Annotated in this window: 20 protein-coding genes; 15 read left to right on the forward strand and 5 right to left on the reverse strand. The window is 47.7% G+C overall.

Features of this window, described 5'->3' with window-relative positions:
* Nucleotides 1-45 precede the first annotated feature (45 nt).
* The 5 genes from SELSP_RS01950 (at nucleotide 46) to SELSP_RS01970 (ending at nucleotide 4,982) form a co-directional block, all read left to right on the forward strand.
* Entirely contained in the window at nucleotides 46-1,161 is a 1,116-nt protein-coding gene (locus SELSP_RS01950) for a glycosyltransferase family 9 protein (RefSeq protein ID WP_006193651.1), read from the forward strand.
* A 31-nt stretch (nucleotides 1,162-1,192) separates the two neighbouring features.
* Nucleotides 1,193-2,191 (forward strand): D-glycero-beta-D-manno-heptose-7-phosphate kinase, encoded by a 999-nt coding sequence (gene rfaE1 / locus SELSP_RS01955; protein WP_006193650.1) that lies wholly within the window; start codon nucleotides 1,193-1,195, stop codon nucleotides 2,189-2,191.
* 54 nt (nucleotides 2,192-2,245) lie between these two features.
* Nucleotides 2,246-3,217 (forward strand): ADP-glyceromanno-heptose 6-epimerase, encoded by a 972-nt coding sequence (rfaD, locus tag SELSP_RS01960; RefSeq protein ID WP_013740566.1) that lies wholly within the window; start codon nucleotides 2,246-2,248, stop codon nucleotides 3,215-3,217.
* Nucleotides 3,207-3,725, forward strand: coding sequence for a D-glycero-alpha-D-manno-heptose-1,7-bisphosphate 7-phosphatase (locus SELSP_RS01965; protein WP_006193648.1), 519 nt, complete (start codon nucleotides 3,207-3,209; stop codon nucleotides 3,723-3,725). The genes rfaD and SELSP_RS01965 overlap by 11 nt, the downstream gene beginning before the upstream one ends.
* A gap of 81 nt (nucleotides 3,726-3,806) precedes the next feature.
* Entirely contained in the window at nucleotides 3,807-4,982 is a 1,176-nt protein-coding gene (locus SELSP_RS01970; RefSeq protein ID WP_006193647.1) for a glycosyltransferase, read from the forward strand.
* 89 nt (nucleotides 4,983-5,071) lie between these two features.
* On the opposite strand, the gene SELSP_RS12075 is transcribed toward SELSP_RS01970, so the two are convergent.
* The 5 genes from SELSP_RS12075 to SELSP_RS12375 all read right to left on the reverse strand — a co-directional run bounded on the left by SELSP_RS12075 (nucleotide 5,072) and on the right by SELSP_RS12375 (nucleotide 9,618).
* On the reverse strand, nucleotides 5,072-6,109 hold the full coding sequence (locus SELSP_RS12075) for a CgeB family protein (protein ID WP_013740567.1): 1,038 nt from the start codon (nucleotides 6,107-6,109) through the stop codon (nucleotides 5,072-5,074).
* A gap of 12 nt (nucleotides 6,110-6,121) precedes the next feature.
* Nucleotides 6,122-7,159, reverse strand: a complete 1,038-nt coding sequence (locus SELSP_RS11850; protein ID WP_006193645.1) for a glycosyltransferase family 9 protein — start codon at nucleotides 7,157-7,159, stop codon at nucleotides 6,122-6,124.
* Nucleotides 7,160-7,181: 22 nt separating this feature from the next.
* The gene (locus SELSP_RS01980; RefSeq protein ID WP_006193644.1) at nucleotides 7,182-8,144 is read right to left on the reverse strand and encodes a hypothetical protein; all 963 of its coding nucleotides are present in this window, start codon (nucleotides 8,142-8,144) and stop codon (nucleotides 7,182-7,184) included.
* A gap of 143 nt (nucleotides 8,145-8,287) precedes the next feature.
* Nucleotides 8,288-8,884 carry a hypothetical protein gene (locus SELSP_RS01985; protein ID WP_006193643.1) on the reverse strand — a complete coding sequence of 199 codons (597 nt, stop codon included), beginning with the start codon at nucleotides 8,882-8,884 and terminating at the stop codon, nucleotides 8,288-8,290.
* Nucleotides 8,885-9,387: 503 nt separating this feature from the next.
* Nucleotides 9,388-9,618: a hypothetical protein gene (locus SELSP_RS12375; RefSeq protein ID WP_233275185.1), complete on the reverse strand. Its 231-nt coding sequence runs from the start codon at nucleotides 9,616-9,618 to the stop codon at nucleotides 9,388-9,390.
* Between the two features lie 493 nt (nucleotides 9,619-10,111).
* Between SELSP_RS12375 and SELSP_RS12380 the strand changes: the two genes are divergently transcribed.
* The 10 genes from SELSP_RS12380 (at nucleotide 10,112) to SELSP_RS02040 (ending at nucleotide 19,218) form a co-directional block, all read left to right on the forward strand.
* A complete protein-coding gene (locus SELSP_RS12380; RefSeq protein ID WP_232362382.1) occupies nucleotides 10,112-11,275 on the forward strand; it encodes an LTA synthase family protein in 1,164 nt (387 codons plus the stop codon).
* A gap of 12 nt (nucleotides 11,276-11,287) precedes the next feature.
* Nucleotides 11,288-12,193, forward strand: coding sequence for a glycosyltransferase family 17 protein (locus SELSP_RS01995; RefSeq protein WP_006193641.1), 906 nt, complete (start codon nucleotides 11,288-11,290; stop codon nucleotides 12,191-12,193).
* A gap of 121 nt (nucleotides 12,194-12,314) precedes the next feature.
* On the forward strand, nucleotides 12,315-13,217 hold the full coding sequence (locus SELSP_RS02000) for a VirK/YbjX family protein (protein WP_013740568.1): 903 nt from the start codon (nucleotides 12,315-12,317) through the stop codon (nucleotides 13,215-13,217).
* A 22-nt stretch (nucleotides 13,218-13,239) separates the two neighbouring features.
* Nucleotides 13,240-14,325 (forward strand): AAA family ATPase, encoded by a 1,086-nt coding sequence (locus SELSP_RS02005; RefSeq protein WP_013740569.1) that lies wholly within the window; start codon nucleotides 13,240-13,242, stop codon nucleotides 14,323-14,325.
* 1 nt (nucleotide 14,326) lies between these two features.
* A complete protein-coding gene (locus SELSP_RS11855; RefSeq protein WP_006193637.1) occupies nucleotides 14,327-14,956 on the forward strand; it encodes a DUF4276 family protein in 630 nt (209 codons plus the stop codon).
* A 158-nt stretch (nucleotides 14,957-15,114) separates the two neighbouring features.
* The gene (locus SELSP_RS02020) at nucleotides 15,115-15,435 is read left to right on the forward strand and encodes an HI0074 family nucleotidyltransferase substrate-binding subunit (protein WP_013740570.1); all 321 of its coding nucleotides are present in this window, start codon (nucleotides 15,115-15,117) and stop codon (nucleotides 15,433-15,435) included.
* Nucleotides 15,436-15,739: 304 nt separating this feature from the next.
* Nucleotides 15,740-17,227: an ATP-binding protein gene (locus tag SELSP_RS02025; protein WP_006193635.1), complete on the forward strand. Its 1,488-nt coding sequence runs from the start codon at nucleotides 15,740-15,742 to the stop codon at nucleotides 17,225-17,227.
* The gene (locus tag SELSP_RS02030) at nucleotides 17,224-17,568 is read left to right on the forward strand and encodes a nucleotidyltransferase family protein (protein ID WP_006193634.1); all 345 of its coding nucleotides are present in this window, start codon (nucleotides 17,224-17,226) and stop codon (nucleotides 17,566-17,568) included. Before SELSP_RS02025 ends, SELSP_RS02030 begins: the two co-directional genes overlap by 4 nt.
* Nucleotides 17,495-17,884: an HI0074 family nucleotidyltransferase substrate-binding subunit gene (locus tag SELSP_RS02035; RefSeq protein ID WP_013740571.1), complete on the forward strand. Its 390-nt coding sequence runs from the start codon at nucleotides 17,495-17,497 to the stop codon at nucleotides 17,882-17,884. The genes SELSP_RS02030 and SELSP_RS02035 overlap by 74 nt, the downstream gene beginning before the upstream one ends.
* A gap of 98 nt (nucleotides 17,885-17,982) precedes the next feature.
* On the forward strand, nucleotides 17,983-19,218 hold the full coding sequence (locus SELSP_RS02040; RefSeq protein ID WP_006193631.1) for a Fic family protein: 1,236 nt from the start codon (nucleotides 17,983-17,985) through the stop codon (nucleotides 19,216-19,218).
* The last annotated feature ends 20 nt before the right edge of the window (nucleotides 19,219-19,238 follow it).

The raw sequence follows: 19,238 nt of genomic DNA on the forward strand, positions 1-19,238 counted from the left end.
ACGGAAATCTTTTGCCTGCCGGCAGTCATCATAAGGAAGCATTCTATGCAGCAAAAAAACTACGACAACATCCTCGTCATCAACCTCATGCACATCGGCGACCTCATGCTCGTGACGCCCGTCCTCCGGACGCTTCGGATGAACTTTCCGAAGGCGCGCATCACGCTTCTCGCAGACAAGAAACTCGCCGATCTCGTCGTCTGCAACAAGCATATCGACGGCTGTCTTTTGCTCGACAAGAAGGGAGCGGATAATCATCCGCTCGCTTTTTTGCGCTTTATCCGCCGCGTTCGCCGCGAGCATTTCGACCTCGTCATCAACCTGCATCGCAACGAGCGCGCCTCGGCGCTCGCCGCCTTCTCGGGTGCAGGTCGTATTGTTGGCTATGCAAAGCCCATCTTTTCCGCCTTCTTCGACAAGGTTATGGAAAACAAGAAGGCAGTCAAGCACCAGATCCATTCCCACTTCGACGTACTGGAAGAAGCTGTCGGCATCGAGCGCATCGATGATGCTGGCTTGGAGATGTGGCTGCCCGAAGGCGCAGAAGAAAGCGCGGCAAAGCTCTGGCAGGACGCCTTTCCTGCGGGAGGGAAGGTCATCGCCTTGAACATCGGCGCGAGTTGGAAGACGAAGCGCTGGATTGACGACTATTTTGCGCAAACGGCGGACTATTTTCTGGAAAAGGGTTATGGCGTCGCCTTCTTCGGCGGCCCGATGGACGAAGAACTCGTTTGCGCCTGCCGTGCCAAGATGCGCCACGGCGATCATGTGATGCTGCGGACCTTCACGGGGCGCGTCACGCTCGCCGAGCTTGCGGCGCTCCTCAAGAAGTGTGCGCTCTTCATTACGACGGATTCCGGCCCTATGCACGTCGGCGTTGCGATGAACGTGCCCATCGTCACGATGTTTGGCGCAAGCCCCGTGCCGGGATTTTACCCTTACGATGCCAAGGACATCCTCTTGAAGACGCCCGAATCCTGCCATCCGTGCGGCAAGCACGAATGTCCGAGAGCGGGGGCAGAAAATATGGCGTGCATGAAGAACATCCCCGTCAAGGAAGTGCTGCGCTATGCGGAGGAACTTCTGTATGAGTATGAAAATAAAGTCGGCAATATCCCCGCGCACGATGGACAATATTGCTGCAAGGTTGTAGAATTATAAGAGAAATCATCTCGTTGGAAGGGAGCTTTCTATGGACATCGAAAAAATGCTCACCCTCGTCGAGGAGCGCCTTTCTCGCTGCAAGATTCTCGTCACAGGCGACGTCATGCTCGACAAATATTACTACGGCGAAGTCACGCGCATCTCGCCCGAAGCGCCCGTGCCGATCAATCACATCACGCGCCAGAAGGAGACGCTCGGCGGCGCGGCGAACGTTGCGCACAACCTCGCGCTCCTCGGCTGCGACACGCTTCTCGCGGGCTTTGTCGGCGAGGACTACCATTGCCGCTCCTTGAAGGAAAAGCTCGTGGAAAACGGCATCGACCATGCGGGACTCGTGCCGACGAACCGCCCGACGACGACGAAGATGCGTATCATCGGCGGACATCAGCAGATGATGCGGCTCGACTTTGAGAGCACTGAGCCTCTCGAAAAAATCTACATCGACAAATTCCTCGCCTTCGTGCGCTGCAAGCTCGCTGAGAGCATCGACGCCATCGTCGTTTCCGACTATGCGAAGGGAACGTGCAGCGAGGTCACGACGACGGCGATCATCGAAGCGGCGCACGCGCACGGTGTTCCCGTCATCATCGACCCCAAGGGCGCGAACTGGACGAAGTATCGCGGCGCCGACTACATCACGCCGAATGTCAAGGAAATCAACGAGATCCTCATCGACCCCATCAAGAATACGAATGCCGAGGTGCTCAAGGCTGCCCACTACATCATGCGCAAGTATCGCATCAAAAATGTGCTCGTGACGCGTTCGGAAAGCGGCGTGACGCTCGTGCGCGAGGGTGAAGAAGTGCATATTCCGACGCGGGCGCAGGAAGTCTTCGATGTATCGGGCGCGGGCGATACGGTCATCGCCGTCCTCGCCGCTGGCCTTGCGGGCGGACTCAAGGGCAGGGACGCCGCCTTCCTTGCAAACCTCGCCGCAAGTGTCGTCGTAAGAAAGCTCGGCACCTACGCCGTGAGCCGTGAGGAGTTGAAGGAAGAATTGCGGAAACTGCCGCGCGAAGAAGCATGAGTTTGAAGGGCGCGTTCCGTACGCGCCTTGCATGAAAAGAGAGAGGGGATCTTCATGATCATCGTCACAGGCGGCGCCGGGTTCATCGGCAGCAATATCGTCAAGGAACTCAACCGCAAGGGCAGGAACGACATCCTCATCGTCGACGATCTCAAGGATGGGGAGAACTACAAGAACCTGCGCGGACTTCACTTCATCGACTACCGTCACAAGGACGACTTTTTAGAGAGCATCGAAGATGACGAATTCGGCGGCAGTGACATCGATGCCGTATTTCACGAAGGCGCTTGCTCCGATACGATGGAGTACGACGTCAACTACATGATGAAGGTCAACTACGAATATTCGAAGACACTGCTGCACTTCTGCCTGCTGCACCGCGTGCCGTTTCTCTACGCCTCGTCCGCCTCGACGTACGGCGCAGGCCGCCACGGCTTCACCGAGAACGACGCGGCGGAGGACGCTCTGAATCCTTATGCTTACAGCAAGCTCGCCTTCGACCGCTATGTGCGTCAGGTCATGCGCGAGAGCCGCAGTCCGATCGTCGGTCTGCGCTACTTCAACGTCTTCGGCCCGCAGGAACAGCACAAGGGCAAGATGGCGTCAATCTTCTACCAACTCTACCGCCAGCTCAAGGAAACGGGCGAAGCGCGTCTTTTCCGCGGCACGGACGGCTTCGACGACGGCGAGCAGCGCCGCGACTTCATCTACGTCAAGGATGTCGTAAAGGTCAACTTCTGGTTCTGGGAAAACAAAGGGCCGTCCGGCATCTACAACTGCGGCACGGGCAAGGCACACACCTACAACGAAGCCGCCGATGCCGTCATCGCTGCCTTGGGCAAGGGATATATCGGCTACCGCGATTTTCCCGAAGTGCTCAAAGGCAAGTATCAGAGCTTCACTGAAGCCGATCCGAAGCAGCTCCTGAAGGCCGGCTACGACGGAGGCTTCCACGATTTCCGCGCCGCCGTCAAGGAATACGTCGACTTCCTTGAGGACGGAGGATACTTCCGCTATGAAGAATAAGGGCGTCCCCGCTGTATTCTTCGATCGTGACGGCACGCTGAACGTCGATATTCATTACCTGCATCGTCCTGAGGATTTCATCTGGACGCCCGATACTCCCGCCGCCATCCGCCGCCTCAACGAATGCGGCATCCTCACCATCGTCGTCACGAACCAATCGGGCGTGGCGCGCGGCTACTACCCGGAAGAGGACGTCCGCCGCCTACATGACTGGATGAATGAAGAACTGAAAAAAGAGGGCGCACACTTGGACGCCCTCTTCTATTGCCCGCACCATATTGACGGCAAGATTCCCGAGTACACAAAAAACTGCAGCTGCCGAAAGCCCGCCACAGGCATGATCGACGCCGCCTGTGCGAAGTACGACATCGACCGAACGCGTGCCGTCCTCATCGGCGACAGCGAAAGTGACATGGAATGTGCAAGACACGCAGGTGTGCGGGGCGTGCGGTATGAGGGCGGGAGTTTGCTGGATGTGGTGGAGCGAGTGTTGGGGATGTTGGGATGAATCTGTTCATAGGAAGGGATATGAGTTATATACCTGGTATAAACATCTTTTGAGATTGAAACAAAAGGGGATAATTATTTTATGCGGCTTCTGTTAGCAAATTTTTCCAAGATGGTGGGTGACACAGGCGGTGCGGCGAAGGTGCATTGCAGCTTTGCGAACGAGATGAAGCGGCGCGGTCATGATGTGGCGATGGTGTTTTGTGATGATAAGATTGGCAAGCCGTTCTTTCCTGTCGATGATGGCATTGAATTATGCAACTTGCAGCATTATGAAGATACAGATGTCGTTTTCCCGAAGTATCTGAAAGTCAAACGAGAGCTCGTTCGTGCCTTCAGTACGCGAAGAGGGCGTGCTGTGAACAATGGATTTGTTAAGACGTATCTGCTTGCACCGACAAAACGTGTTTTGGAAAGTTTCAAACCTGATATTGTCATTTGCTGGCAGACGCTTGCCAGCAAGATTTTTCTTTGTGACTTAGAAACGAAAATACCTGTAATCACTATGTCTCATGGCGATCCGGAAGATATTTTCCATACATACCCGCAGGAAGAAATACCGGCTTTGGGCAAGAGTACAGCATGTCAAGTCTTGCTGCCGTCCTTTGTGGAAGCAATAAAGAAACGTTTTCCCAATATGAAGACGGTGACCATCGGCAATGTAGTTCCGCAGTATGAAGAAGCAGCAGATTTGGGATGTGAGAAAGAACAATACAAGATCATTTTCATCGGGCGTCTGGTGAAAAATCACAAGAGGCCGCATCTGCTGATTGAAGCTTTTGCCAGACTTGCTGATGATTTTCCCGATTGGATTGTGGAAATCTGGGGGGGCGGTGCGAAGAAGTCGTATCAAAAAAGTCTGGAAACGTTGATTCAGCGTGCGGGTTTGGAACAGCGAGTTTTTTTGAAGGGTACGACCCATGATGTCGCCTCTGTCTTGCAAAAGGGTGATCTATTCGTTTGTCCTAGCGCTTATGAAGGCTTTAGCTTAGCTTTAACCGAAGCCATGAGTATGGGACTTCCAGCGATTGGTTATAAGGATAGTATTTCTGTAAATGAATTGATTCAAGATGGCATCACTGGATTTCTTGCTGAAGATGGTGTAGATGGTATGGTACAAAGTATGAAAATGCTTATGGCAAATCAAGATTTGCGGGTGAGGATGGGGATGGCAGCAAGGGAATCAATGCGCCAGTATGAAGCCTCCGTAATTTGGGATGAATGGGAAAGCTTACTGGATGAATGTAGGAAATATTAAGGTGCTGGGAAAAATTCCTTTGCGTAATCATAGTGGATCAATAGTGGATCAATCTGGTAATGCTTATTTTCGTTAAAATGACTCCAGCTTCAAAATTTATCCATCTCGGGACAGATTCTGCTTTGGACGAAAGAACGGATCGAGGTGTGGGGAACAGCATCTTTATATCCTTTTTGAGCAAGCTCTCGGCGTAGCTCTTCATGATACAAGTAATATTCAATTTTTTCTAGAAGATCATATTCATCAAGAAAAGAGATCGTAGAATCTGCTTGCAATATGCCGTCATCGATGTCTTTTTTGTAGATATGATCTGTCAGTTGGAAAGAGCCTGTTGCTAGGATCTCGAACGTTCTTGGATTTAGACCGAGATGTTCGATAGCACCGATGTTCAGACAAATTTTACTGCGGCGATATATATTTGCCGTTTCGTTGCTGGAAATACGATGATTTAATAAGTAAGGAAATAACTTCGGATGCCTTTTTTGGTACTGCCACTTTTTCCAAAAATATTTTCTGTCATACCATGGTCCTGCGATAAGCATGGTCAGATGATGCTCCTGACTATATTTCGCTGTAGCATCCAATATAGTTGTCCGATTTGGTAGAGGGATGCCGACAAAGGATATGTCAATATCTTTTATAGTTTCTTCGAAAAAGTATGCATTCTCGTCATAGCCTAAAGGACAATATGTAGAAGAGATGCTATATGTTTTTTGAATGAAAGGTACGTCCTTCGATTCAAAGCAAAAGATGTGCGAGAAATGGGGAATGATTTTACTAAAAAAAGGAAACCTGTTTATTCCATCCCATGTCCATAAAAATTTAGGAATATGTAAAGATTCTAGATAAGAAAGAAGACATTCATCTAAATAAAGACCACTGAGGACAAGGATATAATCTGGCTGGAAGTTATCATAGCAAAATCTTAATCGTGAGCATTGAGTGTATTCATATCTCTTTTTTGCGGCTTTGTAACCTAGTTTATAGAGTTTTCTTTCCCAGTAGCTACAATCTAAATAGAATTCGTTGCAATAAAAAAGTTGTGTACGATAGCCAATCTTTTGGAATGCAGATGATACACCGCTAGAATGTGAAAGATACGGGGGAGCTAGAATCAGAATTTTCATAGGGTACCTCATTTATATCGAGCATATAACTTGATTGATTGTAGAGCAAATCATATTAGGCGTAATTTTTGTTAAACACTTTTTTTCTAAACAGGTGCGTGCCACCTCTGCGTTGCAGGTTGAACTGCATGTCATGTGCATGCTGATGGGATGGCAAAAAGGGCCTGCCCATCGTGAAGGTACATCTGTCGTAAAGAGCGCGATGGACGGCGTTTTCCTTGCACATGCTATATGCATGGGGCCGCTATCTGTAGCAATGACTAATTGAGCACGATCCAACAAGGCTATGAGTTCACGTAAGGAGAGACAGCCGCTTAAATCATATATGTTGTTCGTTCCTTCTTGTTGCTTTAATGATTGTAGATATGACAACGGATGATCGTGGGACAGGACAATCTCATAAGGATAATTTTTTTGAAGATGTTCAATCGCTGCCATGACTAAAGATGAAGGAATTGATTGAGCGGTTCTGCCTACCGGGGCAAATACAATATATGGTTTCTCCTCGTTCAAGGATCGCCCTAACTGATGAAGCTTCGTTTTTACGGACTGCCACTCTTCTTCCGTCGGGGTAGATACATCGTAATGTGCATTTATGGACAATTGCATGCCTAAAGCTTGCCCTAGCTGATTGGCAATGGATTGAGGGCGATACTGTGTACCATAAGAGTCTAAATGAGGTAAAACAAGATGAAAATATTTCCGTTTGAGGTATTTTTCTTTGCATACGCCTGCACAAAAGGAGACTCTCAGAAACTTCAGCATACGAGCGTATAGCGATTGCCATGTGGTGAAGATGATAATATCTTGTTGGTGTAGTAGTCGAGCCGTTTTTAGGATTCCTGTGACAGATTTATCAATGGGACAAACACGAGAGACGTAGGGTAGACGATCCACCATTTTTAAATTTCCTGGATGTGACATGATGGTGATTTCACATCCAGGAAATTGGTTTTTCAGTTCACGTAAGGCAGGTGTCAGCATAATCAGGTCACCCATGCCAGGAGTACCCTCAACCAATAATCGCATGTTGTTCAGATTGATTTTCATGAAGGGGAACCCTCCTCTGTTGTTAAATATCTTGCTCGGGATAAAAATATCTCTTGCATTCGACAAGGAAAGAATCAACAGCATCATCGTTTTCCTTGTGCATCTTATGGATTTGCTCAAACATCTTTTCGCGTGTAGCTAAGGCGTATTCAATCGCCTCTGGTGTATTGCCCCAAGCAATGCCGTAGCCTTCTTCTTCTTTTCCGATGCAATCGGTACGGGTTTTTCCTTCTTCAAGCATGACGATCGGGATGCAGCCGCACATGGCGGCGATGAGACTGTAGGAAGTGTACATATCATAGCAATAGCAATATTTTTTCTGATTGAGGATTTCTGCAATCTCATGTTTGGAAAGTTTGTCGATGACGGGTCCGTCAAACTGCTTGGGCAAGTCCGCGCGGTCGTGTCCTTTGTGCACGATGTAGCAGCAGCCGGAACGCTCTCCGAAATTTGTCTGTTTCCACATGTCTTCGTCTAGAGCTTGTAGATGTAATTTGCGCCCAGAAGGGTTTAATATCTCGTCGTTAAACAGTTCATGATAAGTAAAAATGAGAGCATCCTTTGCGTAAGCGTTAGCGTCACCCTTGTAGGGATTGAAAAACAAAAGCCAGTAAATGGTTTTCTTGGCACGTAAAGGGTTTCCATAGACGATTTCAGGATAGATTACAATGGTTTCGTCATCAATTGTTGGGAGATACTTTTGCTGGCAACCTTTGACTGGAAAGTAGGCGTAGCCGTTGTAGCGAGGTTTTTTGGTGAACTTCGCCTTGGGAAATAATTGTGCCTTGAGTCGTCGAGGAATATCATGCCGTAAGAAGCAAATGTGATCGAATAAAAACGTGGCATAGGATATAGGATATTTTCTTTTAAATGCGGTATAAAAAATTTTTGCATCATGACCGCGATCCATCAATAGTTTGCAGAGGAGGTGGAGAACAATAGCGCCTCCACTAGTTTGTCGCGGGCTGACAATGAGAAATTTCATAAGAAAAACATCCTTTCGTTTGGGTTGGGTGGTAATAAAGTGAATGAATTATGAATATATGAAAGAATTATTCACGGTGCGCCTAAGCACGACAATTGGCTAGAATCATATAAGTGTATGGCTGAAATTACCAGTGTATATGGTTATAAAAATTTCCTTTTGGACCGTTTCCATTTAAATAAAGTCCATTCATATTTAATATGTTCTCCAATATTGATGAAAAATTTCCCGTTGATATTGAAGAATTCTTTGAATGATTTTTCTAGAATCAAAAGGGAAAAACCGATAGCTATACTAGTAAAGGTGTTTGGAATCAGCGATTCAAGAGTTATCGGTTGAGAAAAGTGGATTTCATAAACCTGTGTTTGGTTTATGTATGTTTGGAGAAGTGCCTCTCCAGAAATCACTGTTTCAGAGGGGTTATCATATAATGAAGCAGGTTGGAGTACTATGGCAGAGATAAGAGCGGATATCACGAAAAAGAGCAATGGAAGAAGCGTTATATCTTTAGTGAGGATGCTTTTGAGCATATATGTCACATATGCTGGCATGATGGCTACAAAAGCAACTGCGACAAATGGAATGAAAAGGAGCGATTGTACTATATAAAATAGGAATGCAAGGAGAACGACTAGAAATATGCCAAAAAAACGTCGTTCGGGATCATTCTCGTTATATTTCCAACAATAACGTATGAGAACGAGTGCGCAAAGTATAAGCCAAATAGCCCCCAGGTTCATTTTTTCACATCCCCACTATTTTGTGTTTTGTTGGCTTCGTCATATTAAGATAACGAAGAATCATGAATGTTTCAATAGACACGAGAGTTGGTGGTATGTTCGTAGAATGCGCATAAGGGAATATGCGAGGTAAGAGTCGAATATAGTTTCATCACGGTAAGAGCGAAAATTGCTGAACGAGAATTGACATAGAACGAACGTCACCCTCATGGATTTATGATAGTATAAAAATGGGTAAAAATCAATGTCTGAAGCAGGAATGTTAAAATGATTTACGGGCAGTTCTCTCCGAACTGCTCAATAATCATGTTGCGGGATTTAGGATGGCGGATTCTTCTGTGGAAATGGCTTTTGTACTGGAATGTCTTGTGATATACTTTGAGATGACAGTTTTCGACTGCATTCACCATACGAGGAGGCCTGGCATTGCGGCTCGAACAGTTTTTTGCGAATCTGCAGAAGGATTTGAAGGTTTTTCTTTTCCTTCTCTTCGTTATATGTCTCTATCGTGCATATTTCATGGCATATATGTCGGAAGCGATAGCGCCGAACACTTCAATGGGGGAAGTGTTTCTTGCGCTTTGGCTGGGCTTTCGTATCAGCTTGAAATCAGCAGGGGCGATCGCGCTTCTTGTTTTTGCATTCTGCTCTTTGCCGGAACTTGTTTTGCCGAGGCTGCGGCTTGATCGTTTGCGGCTTTGGATCGGAACGGCAGGGAGCGCGCTTCTTGCCATATTCTTTCAGGCGCGGTTTCCGTATTATGAGGTGTTTCATGCGACGTTCGGCAGGGAGGTCGTGCAGGGGATGCATGAAGACACGCAGACGATTTTCTCGATGTTAGTTGAATCGTATGCGCTGCCGACACGCCTTTTGGCGGCCGTTGTTTTGACTGCAATTTCCTATTTTCTGCTGCGTCGCCTGCTGCGTACGGAAACGATGCCTTTGCCAAATTGCTTGAATCGATGGGCGTTAGGTGTGGGGCTTTTTCTATTCATTCCGATATTTTTTATCTTTATTCGCTTCGGAGGAAGTTTTAATTACGAGCATTCAATCAACTGGGAGAATGCTTCGGTCACGAAAGATCCTTTCCTTAATGAGTGCATTTTGGACGATATTCAGGCGATGTATCGTGTGCGGGATTTTTACCTTAATATGCAAAAGGATGGCGGCGTCAGTTTCATTGATGTATCGCGTGCTGAGGAATACATGGGTTTCCTAGGGGGGGACATGAATAGGAGAGAGGGGCTTGAGGCGAGCCTCACGCGCACGGCGAGGGGGGCGCGACTACCGAAGCCGAAGCATATCTTCATCATCCTTGGCGAAACGTATGCGCAATGGCCGATGCTCCCCGAGTATGCCGATCTTCATGGCGCCGATGGCATCAAGAGTTTGATTGCTGAGGATCGAGCCTTTTATACGCAGTCTTTTATGCCGAACGGTACATTTACACTCGTGGCGATTACGGGGCTTGTGACGGGCCTCAGCGATGTAGGCATGGATTTGAATTATCAGCCGAAGAGTTTTCGGGAGGTGTATCTCACTTCGATGGCACCGCAGTTTCAGCGCTTGGGCTATCGTGTGGAGTTTTGGTATGGGGGATATCCGGAATGGGATTCCATCAAGAAACTGTCGCTCGCCCAAGGGTTTGATGCATTTTACGGTGCGCCGGATTATAATGCGCCGCAGCAAAATGTTTGGGGAACGACAGACGGTCATCTCTTCGAGGCACTTTACGATCATTTGGCAGAGGAAGAACCGACGGTTCATCTCATCATGACGATTTCCAATCATCCGCCTTACGATATTGATCTTGCTGCAGAGGGCATTGATACGGCAGAATTGGAAAGTGCGCTGCAGGGACGCACGGAGCAGCCGAAGCAGCTGGCATTGGAAGTGGGACACTACCGCTATATGGACAAGGTGGTGACGGATTTTGTGCGCAGGACGATGGCAGCTTATCCGGACAGCATTTTCGTGATCACGGGCGATCATTCGATTCGCATGGATCCGACGGCGCAGCCGACGCTTTTTGAGCACGAAAGCGTGCCGTTCGTCTTGTATGGCAATGGAGTGACGAAGGATATCCTGCCCAAGGATGCTGTGGGCGGGCATACGGCGATTGTTCCGACGCTGATCGAGCTGATTGCACCTGAGGGATTTTCGTACGCGTCGATTGCACGAAGCATGACGGAAGGAACGAAGTATGCGTTCAACTCAGATTGTTGGATCAGTCGCGAAGCTATGGGCAATGTCGACGACGACCGCATGGAGCTTTTACCGGGAATCGCATCGCCGCAGGACGATCTTGCGACGGAGCGTGAGGCAGCGCTCTATGAAGTCGCCGCGATGAGGACGCTTTCGCGAATTTTAATCGGGGATATGGAACAGTGAGGATGCAGAACATTGGCGATTTACGATTGTTTTACGTTTTATAACGAATATGAACTTCTTGAATGGCGTTTGAAGATGCTTTACGATGTTGTCGATTTGTTTGTCATTGTCGAGGGAAATCGTACGTTTCAAAATAAGCCCAAGGAGTTCAATTTTCCTAAATATGAAAAGCTCTTTGCACCTTACGAGAAAAAAATTCGCTATGTGGCAATTGAGGAAGAAATGCCATATGACAGCGACTGGTCAATTGAGATTTTTCAGCGAAATTATATCAAGAATGCTCTTGTTGACTGCAAGGACGATGATATTATCCTTTTGTCTGATGTCGATGAATTTGCTGCACCGGAGCTTTTGCAACAAGTGGAAGATGGCTTGGGTGAAGTTCATATTTTTTCTACGTTCGAGCGTGTGGCAGAGCGTGAAGGCCTGCGCGGTTTGTCGCGCAATACGCGTTGTTTTTTGCGGTCAGTGCCTTATATGGGCAAGCGATCGTCCATACGGGAGTTCTTGCGGTATAGCCCTGTGGTATGTGAGCAGGCGATGTATAATTTTTTCATCAATTATCGAAGAGATTCGAACTGGTGCGGTTTGATTCTTGCGGAATATGGGCAGATCGTGGATATGCAAAAACTGCGTTCACGGCGCAATCAATTTCCGCTGGTATACGGCGGCTGGCACTTTTCATCTTTGGGTGGTTTGAAGATGATTCGCAATAAGATTAACTCGACATCCGACGGAATGTGCAATCCCATTTATGGTTTGCCAGAAGAAGAGCAGAATCAAGTGATCGAAGACGCACTGGAGAAGGGCTATATTTGGTGGCGAGATGAGTATTTGAAAAAATGTACCTTGGAGGATATGGATATTCCGTGGATTGAATGGTTTGCGAAGAAGTATCCGTATATGTATCATGGCTGAGAACTATGAGCGAATTTGATTTAAAAAAAGCAATGATAAATGTGGCATTGCCCCTTGGTGTGGCTTTTGGCTTATCGGTGATTTTTTGATGAAATGGGTTTGGAGGCTAAGGAGAACAGCTGTGCAAAGTTTTTGGAGCTTAGGGAAGAAAATATACAATATGTCAAATCCGCGCGAAGCGCGTCGCTGTGTGGTGTTTTGTGCTCGTGCGATGGCGAATCGCTCGCGGATGCGGCAGATTGATGATTTTTTTCATCAGGATGCAGTCTTGCAGCAGGTGGCGGATGTGTGTCCTTTCGTTTATGAGCAGCCGACGCGGGCGTTTTTTTATAACAAGTCCACATTTGAGGAACGCGCCGCGCTTGTTGAGGCGCATATAGGATTTTTATGCGATGTGTTGGACGAGCATGTTTTGCTTGCCTTGTATCGGCATGAGCAGATGCTTCTTTGGCGTGGCGAGTCGTGTATGGAAAAAGAGCTTGCAGCGTTTCTTCTTTTCGAGCCGGGACAGCGTAAGGAGGGGCTTCTTTCCGTTATGCTGCGGCTTGGTGAGAGTGCGCTCTATCAGATCATCTTCTGGCTGAACAAAGCGCCGGATGGCGAGATGGCGATGTGGATCGGTGCGATGCAGGGGCCGAATATGGAAAATGCCAAGGATGTCGTCAAACAGGTGACGAAGGCGTGTCATGCCTACCGCACGAAGAATCTCATTCTCTATATGGCGCAGGCCGTCGCAAGATCTTTGGGGCTTAAGCACATCTATGCCGTGTCGAATGAGGGCTATTACGCGAACAATCATATCCGCCGCGACCGCAAGCTCAAGACGGATTTCGGCACTTTCTGGGAAGAAGCGGGCGGTCAGGTGCTGGCGGATGCACGCTTCTATGAACTGCCGCTCGTCGAGACGCGAAAGACGATGGAGGAAGTGCCGACGAGGAAGCGTGCAGTCTACCGCAGGCGTTTTGCCTTCTTGGATGATGTGGACGCGCAGATTGCGGAGAATATGGGGAAGATATTGCGCTAGAGAAATGCGGGAGGGGGATTGTATGAATCAATTCCAGCTGACGAGGCTTAAGGTGTTGGGATTCAAGTCCATTCAAGAGACGGAAATAGAGTTTGGTATGTTGAATGTTTTGATTGGCAGCAATGGTTCGGGTAAGACGAATTTAATTTCCTTGTTTTCGCTTCTACAGGCAATGATTGAGGGGCGACTGCAATCGTATGTCGCTAAAAAAGGCGGTCCGGATACGTTCTTGCATTGGGGGCGTAAAAGAACCGAAGCATTAAGCGCTGCTTTTTACTTCGGCAACAATGGCTATGGCTTTTCTCTTGAGGCTACGGCGGATAATCGTTTGATGATTGGCGATGAGGTTTTTTACTGGACGAAAAGTGATGAGCGTTCCATTGGCTGTGGCAATATGGAATCTGTTTGGCGCGAAGGTACACACACGGGAATCGATCGATATGTAAAGCCGATTTTAGAGAAACAGAAATGGCGAGTGTATCATTTTCACGATACGAGCGATACGGCATTGGTGAAGCAGATTCATGGTATTAATGACAACATTGAACTGGCGACGGACGCAAGGAATCTAGCGGCATTTCTTTATCGCCTGCAAAAAACAGAAGAAAAATCTTATTATCGTATTGTCAGTGTCGTGCAGATGGCAGCGCCGTATTTTGATGATTTTATCTTGCGCGAGAATCCGTTGAATCCGAAAAGCATTGACTTGGAGTGGAGGGCGAAAGGCAGCGATCTGCCGTTTATGGCTTCCCAATTATCGGATGGAACGCTGCGGTTTATTTGTTTGGCAGTATTGCTTTTACAGCCAACGTACCTTCAGCCGGAAACTATTTTGATTGATGAGCCTGAATTGGGATTGCATCCTTACGCGATTCAGCTTTTAGCCTCGTTGATAAAGAAGGCCTCTCGGAAAAAACAGATCATTGTCTCGACACAGTCCGTAGAATTGCTGAATGAATTTCAAGCGAATGACATCATCGTCGTCGAGCATAAGGACGCCACATCCACTTTTCGTCGCTTGAACAGCGAGGCATTGTCTTTCTGGATTGCAGAAGATTATACTTTGGGAGATTTGTGGAAACGAAATATTTTTGGGGGGCGTCCTTGATATGGTGCGCATCAAGATTTATTGTGAGGGATTATCGGAGGAAACGTTTATCAAGAATATCTTGGTTCCTTCTTTTGTTGAAAAGCAAATCTATCTTACGGCAATTCCTTGCGATGGTGTTTCCAAGTATAGTCGCATACGAAAAGATATTCGCGATCTTTGCAGGGAAGACACTAGAGCGATTGTCACAACAATGCTGGATTATTATGGACTTCCTGCAGAAACTCCAGGATATAGAGAAGCGCCGAAAGATGATGTATATCGGATGGTGGAATTTGTAGAACGGAAAATCGCGGAAGATATTAGCGAAGAAAACTTTTATCCGAACCTATTGCTGCATGAATATGAGACGCTTTTGTTTTCAAATGTAGATGCGTTTTCATTTTGTGATTTGAACCATCAGCAGATGGAGTCCTTGCGTGAAATCAGCAGGTGTTTTCCTACGCCAGAACATATCAATAATAGTCCGAATACTGCACCATCGAAACGTATCTTAAAAATATGTGAGGATTATGATAAAGTTCCTGATGGTTATAAGATTGCGGAAAATATTGGTTTGCATGTTATGCGTGAAAAATGCTGCCATTTCGATGCGTGGCTTTGTTATCTGGAAAATCTTCAGAATTGCTAACAGATACCTGACGGTAGTCGAGGTGAGAGGCGTGTACGGTCTGCCGTCGGAACATTGGAAAGCGATTTATCGCATCTTCTACGCGCAAAAGACGGGGTTTCATTGGGTGAAGCTTTTCGGTTCGCGAGCGCGGGGGGAGGCACGGGCGACTTCTGACGTTGAATTTGTACCTTGACGCGACGATTCAGCTCTTCGAGTTTTGCTTTGAGCTGGCATGGAAGCTGATGAAAACGGTGCTTTCCTACGAGGGAATCGAGGTCAGCAGTCCGCGGGCCAGCATACGCGAGGGGTGGAAGCAGGGGCTGGTGCAAGAGGCGGAAGCGTGGCTTGATATGCTCGAAAAGCGGAAGTTGTCTGCGCATACATACAACGAGCAAACGGCGCAGGTGATTTATGTGGCTGTAAAGGGCAAGTACTTTGCGATGCTGGCGGCGCTGGAGGGGGAAGTGGCAGCACGATGGGAAGAGGACGAAAGATGAGAATACGATGATATAAAACGGAAATGGAATTTTTGGCGTATGATGGATGGAATATAACAAAGATATAAATCTTGTTATATTATTGTGTTGTTATTATATATTTTAGATAACAAACTATAAATTGTTATAAAAACATGTAAAATCATTGAATAGAATTGATGTTTCTGTTATCATTTTACCATGAAGCCACAAGAGGTCAAGCCGAAGGCGCAGACCGATTGGCTAGGCTTTTGTAAGGGCGGCGCACAATGTCCACGAAGTGGACGTTTGTGCGTGTAGCTTACTGATATGGAGGAAAAGTAAAATGATTATAGAAGATCTCGTTGGATTGACGCGTTGGGTTTTGCAGAAAAAAACGGAAACGCAGATGTTGGAGGTCAAAGCTGCGCATGAAGGATGCCCGCGTCATCTTTATGATACGTTATCGAGCTTTTCCAATCAGGATGGTGGCGGGACGTTGCTATTTGGCATTGATGAAGAACAAGATTTCGCTCTTGTGGGTGTATATGATCTGCATGATTTGCAAAAGAAGGTTGGAGAGCAATGCCTGCAGATGGAGCCTCCTGTGCGAGCGGTCTTTACCGTGGCGGAAGTGGATGGCCTCGATGTTTGCTCTGCGGAAATTCCTGGTTTGGACTTATCGGAGAGACCTTGCTATTATAAGGGCAAGGGGCGAGTGAAGGGTTCCTATGTGCGTGTCGGGGATGCCGATTACTGCATGTCGGAGTATGAGCTTTACAGCTTTGAAGCGTTTCGCAAGCATCTGCATGATGATGAACGGTCAGTAGCTCGGGCAAGGAGCGAAGATCTGCGGTTGGAAGCGACCGAGGCCTATTGGCAGGAGAAATGCAGAGAGCGTCCAGGGTTTGCACAGATTCCGCGTGAACGTGCCTATGAGCTGCTGAATGTGCTGCGCGACGGCAAGCCTACGTTGGCGGCTCTGCTGAATTTTGGTATATATCCGCAGGGGTTTCTCACGCAGTTTTGCATTACGGCAGTTGTCGTTCCAGGCAAGGAAGTTGGTGCGACGGATGAGAATGATGCACGTTTCTTGGATAATAAGCGCATAGAAGGAACTCTGGCCGAGATGCTTGCTGAGGCGCTTGTTTTCTGTCGGCGCAATATGAAGACACAGGTGAGTATTGATAAGGGGACCGGCAGACGGTGCGATCGGACGGAGTATCCTGTTGCGGCTATTCGTGAGGCTGTGCTCAATGCACTCATTCATCGAGATTACAGCATTTATACGGAAGGGGCGCCGATTCAGATCTACATGTTTACAGATCGATTGGAGATTCATAGTCCAGGCAGTTTGTACGGACGCATGACGGTTGAGCAGTTGGGAAAGGCGAAATTGGATCTGCGCAATCCGGCGCTCGCAGTTATGGCGGAAATGATCATCGAGGCAGAAAATCGTTATTCGGGGATTCCGACGATGTATCGGGAAATGCACGCCTTTGGTCTGCCTGAGCCGCAATTTGAGAATAGGCGCGATGAGTTTGTCGTTACGTTTTTCAATCAGCGGGAATCAGAATCTGTGAGAGAGAGCTTTTCGCTTGGCGAGCAGGATTTGTTGGCTTTTTGCAAGGTTCCGCGCACAAGAGCAGAGATCGCGGCATTCTTGGGAATCGCTACCGTGGGATATGTGCAGCGGCGATATATACGTCCGTTGCTGGCTTCCGGCGCACTTCGCATGACTTTGCCGGAAACGCCGCGAAGCAGCAAGCAGAAATATTACCATGAAGCCCCAAGAGGTCAAGCCGAAGGATCAGACTGGGAGGTTTTTCGATGAATCTGCCGAATCCTATCCGTGAGGGGATCGTGCGGCTCGCACGCAAGTACGGCTTGTCGCGTGTCGTGCTCTTCGGCTCGCGGGCGCGCGGCGACAACTGGGAGCGCAGCGATGTCGATCTCGCGGTTGCAGGCGGCGACGTTGTGCGGTTTTCGCTCGATGTAGACGAAGAGCTGCCGACGCTCCTGATGTTCGATGTTGTCAACTTGGATGGTCCTGTGCAGCCGGAGCTTTTGGAAGAGATTCAAAGGGATGGTGTTTTGCTTTATGAAAAAGGCAGAGAATTTCCTCAAAGCGCTACAGAATCTCAAGGAGATCGAGGGGAAGAAGCCTCCCTATGATACGATTGCGACGGCGGGCATGGTGTCGCTTTTCGAGATATGCTTCGAGCAGGCATGGAAGGCGATGAAGGAGCAGTTGGAGGCGAGCGGCTATGGCGAGCATAAGAGCGGCTCGCCGAAGAGCGTCATCAAGCTGGCGTATCAGGCGCGGATGGTCAAGGATGAAGAACTTTGGCTTGCGGCCTTGCAGGCGCGTAACAATGTGGCGCATTCTTACAGTGAACCGATCGCGCTTTCCATCATTCGTGACAGTCAGGAGAAGTTCATCGCGATGTTCGAGCAGCTGGCGGAGGATCTGCGGGAGAGATGGCTTTGATGAAAGCTTGACGTTTATAGAAATAGGCATTTTTATAAACATCAAGCTTTCATCTTTATAAAAATGCCCATTTTAGTAAAGGTCAGGTGTAGGGGGAAATGGCATACAAGAGCCTGAAGAAGATATACTACAAAAAGACGGAGGACGTAGAGGCAGTATATCAGGCGCGTTGTCAATCTGAGGCGGCCTATCACTTCGATATATGGATTAAACAGTATAAACATAAAACGTCGTATCCGGCATTCTTGTGCCTTACGCAAGAGATGTTTTTGCTCATGGAGCGCATTTATAAATCGTATGAGGTGTTTCTGTACCTCGTCAATACGGTGCCGCATGTTATTCTGCGGCAGTTTTCGCTCTTGTGCATCGTAGATGAAGTGAAGTCGACGAACGATATCGAAGGCGTTCGGAGTACTAGGCGTGAAATCAAGGAAATCCTTGATGGGGGGATACGGAAATCCCACCGTTTGGAGAGTATTGTCCAAAAGTATCGGGGACTGCTTTCAAAGGAAAAGATCGCCTTTGAAACAAGCCATGACATCCGTAAGTTTTATGATGAATTTGCACATGAAGAGGTCATTCGTGACGATCCGCGAAATGAATTGGATGGAGAAATATTCCGCAAGGATTCTGTTGATATTGCTTCCCCGACGGAACGTACTGTGCACCAAGGGATTTTTCCTGAAGCACGAATTATAGAAGAGATGGAAAAGGCGTTGGCTGTTCTTCATGATGAGAAGATTCCCGTATTGATTCGGACGGCTGTATTCCACTATTTTTTTGCTTATATTCATCCCTTTTATGATGGAAATGGAAGAACGGTGCGCTTTATAACGGCGTATTTCCTGGGGAAGCATCTTCATCCTTTGGCAACGGTTCGGCTGTCCGTTATTTTCAAGAAGCATCAGAAGAGGTATTACAAACTTTTCGAGGAAACGGACAGTGAGCTCAACCGAGCAGAGATGACGTTGTTCGTGGAAGAGTTCATACGATTCATTGCGGAGTCGATTGACGATACTGTACGAATATTGGAGCGGAAGAAGGAGCAGGTGGAGCGGTATCGCCAGCAGATCGAAGAAATGAATTTGGAGGATGCGCTGACGAAAGATTTGTATTACATTTTGCTTCAGGCTGCTTTATTTTATGGGCAGGGTATTACGATACAAGAGTTGGAGAAGGTGCTGAAAAGATCGCGGGCGACGATTCAGAAAAGATTGGACAAGATTCCGCAGAAGGATCTTGTGAAAACGAGGAAACGGGCAATCTACTATAAGATCAATATGCTTCTTTTCAAGAAGGAAAAGGCAGATGGAGGAAAGGTGAATAGAGCCTGAGCAACCAATGGAGGAGGAAC

It is taken from the genome of Selenomonas sputigena ATCC 35185 (assembly GCF_000208405.1).
In the GTDB taxonomy this organism is placed as follows: domain Bacteria; phylum Bacillota; class Negativicutes; order Selenomonadales; family Selenomonadaceae; genus Selenomonas; species Selenomonas sputigena.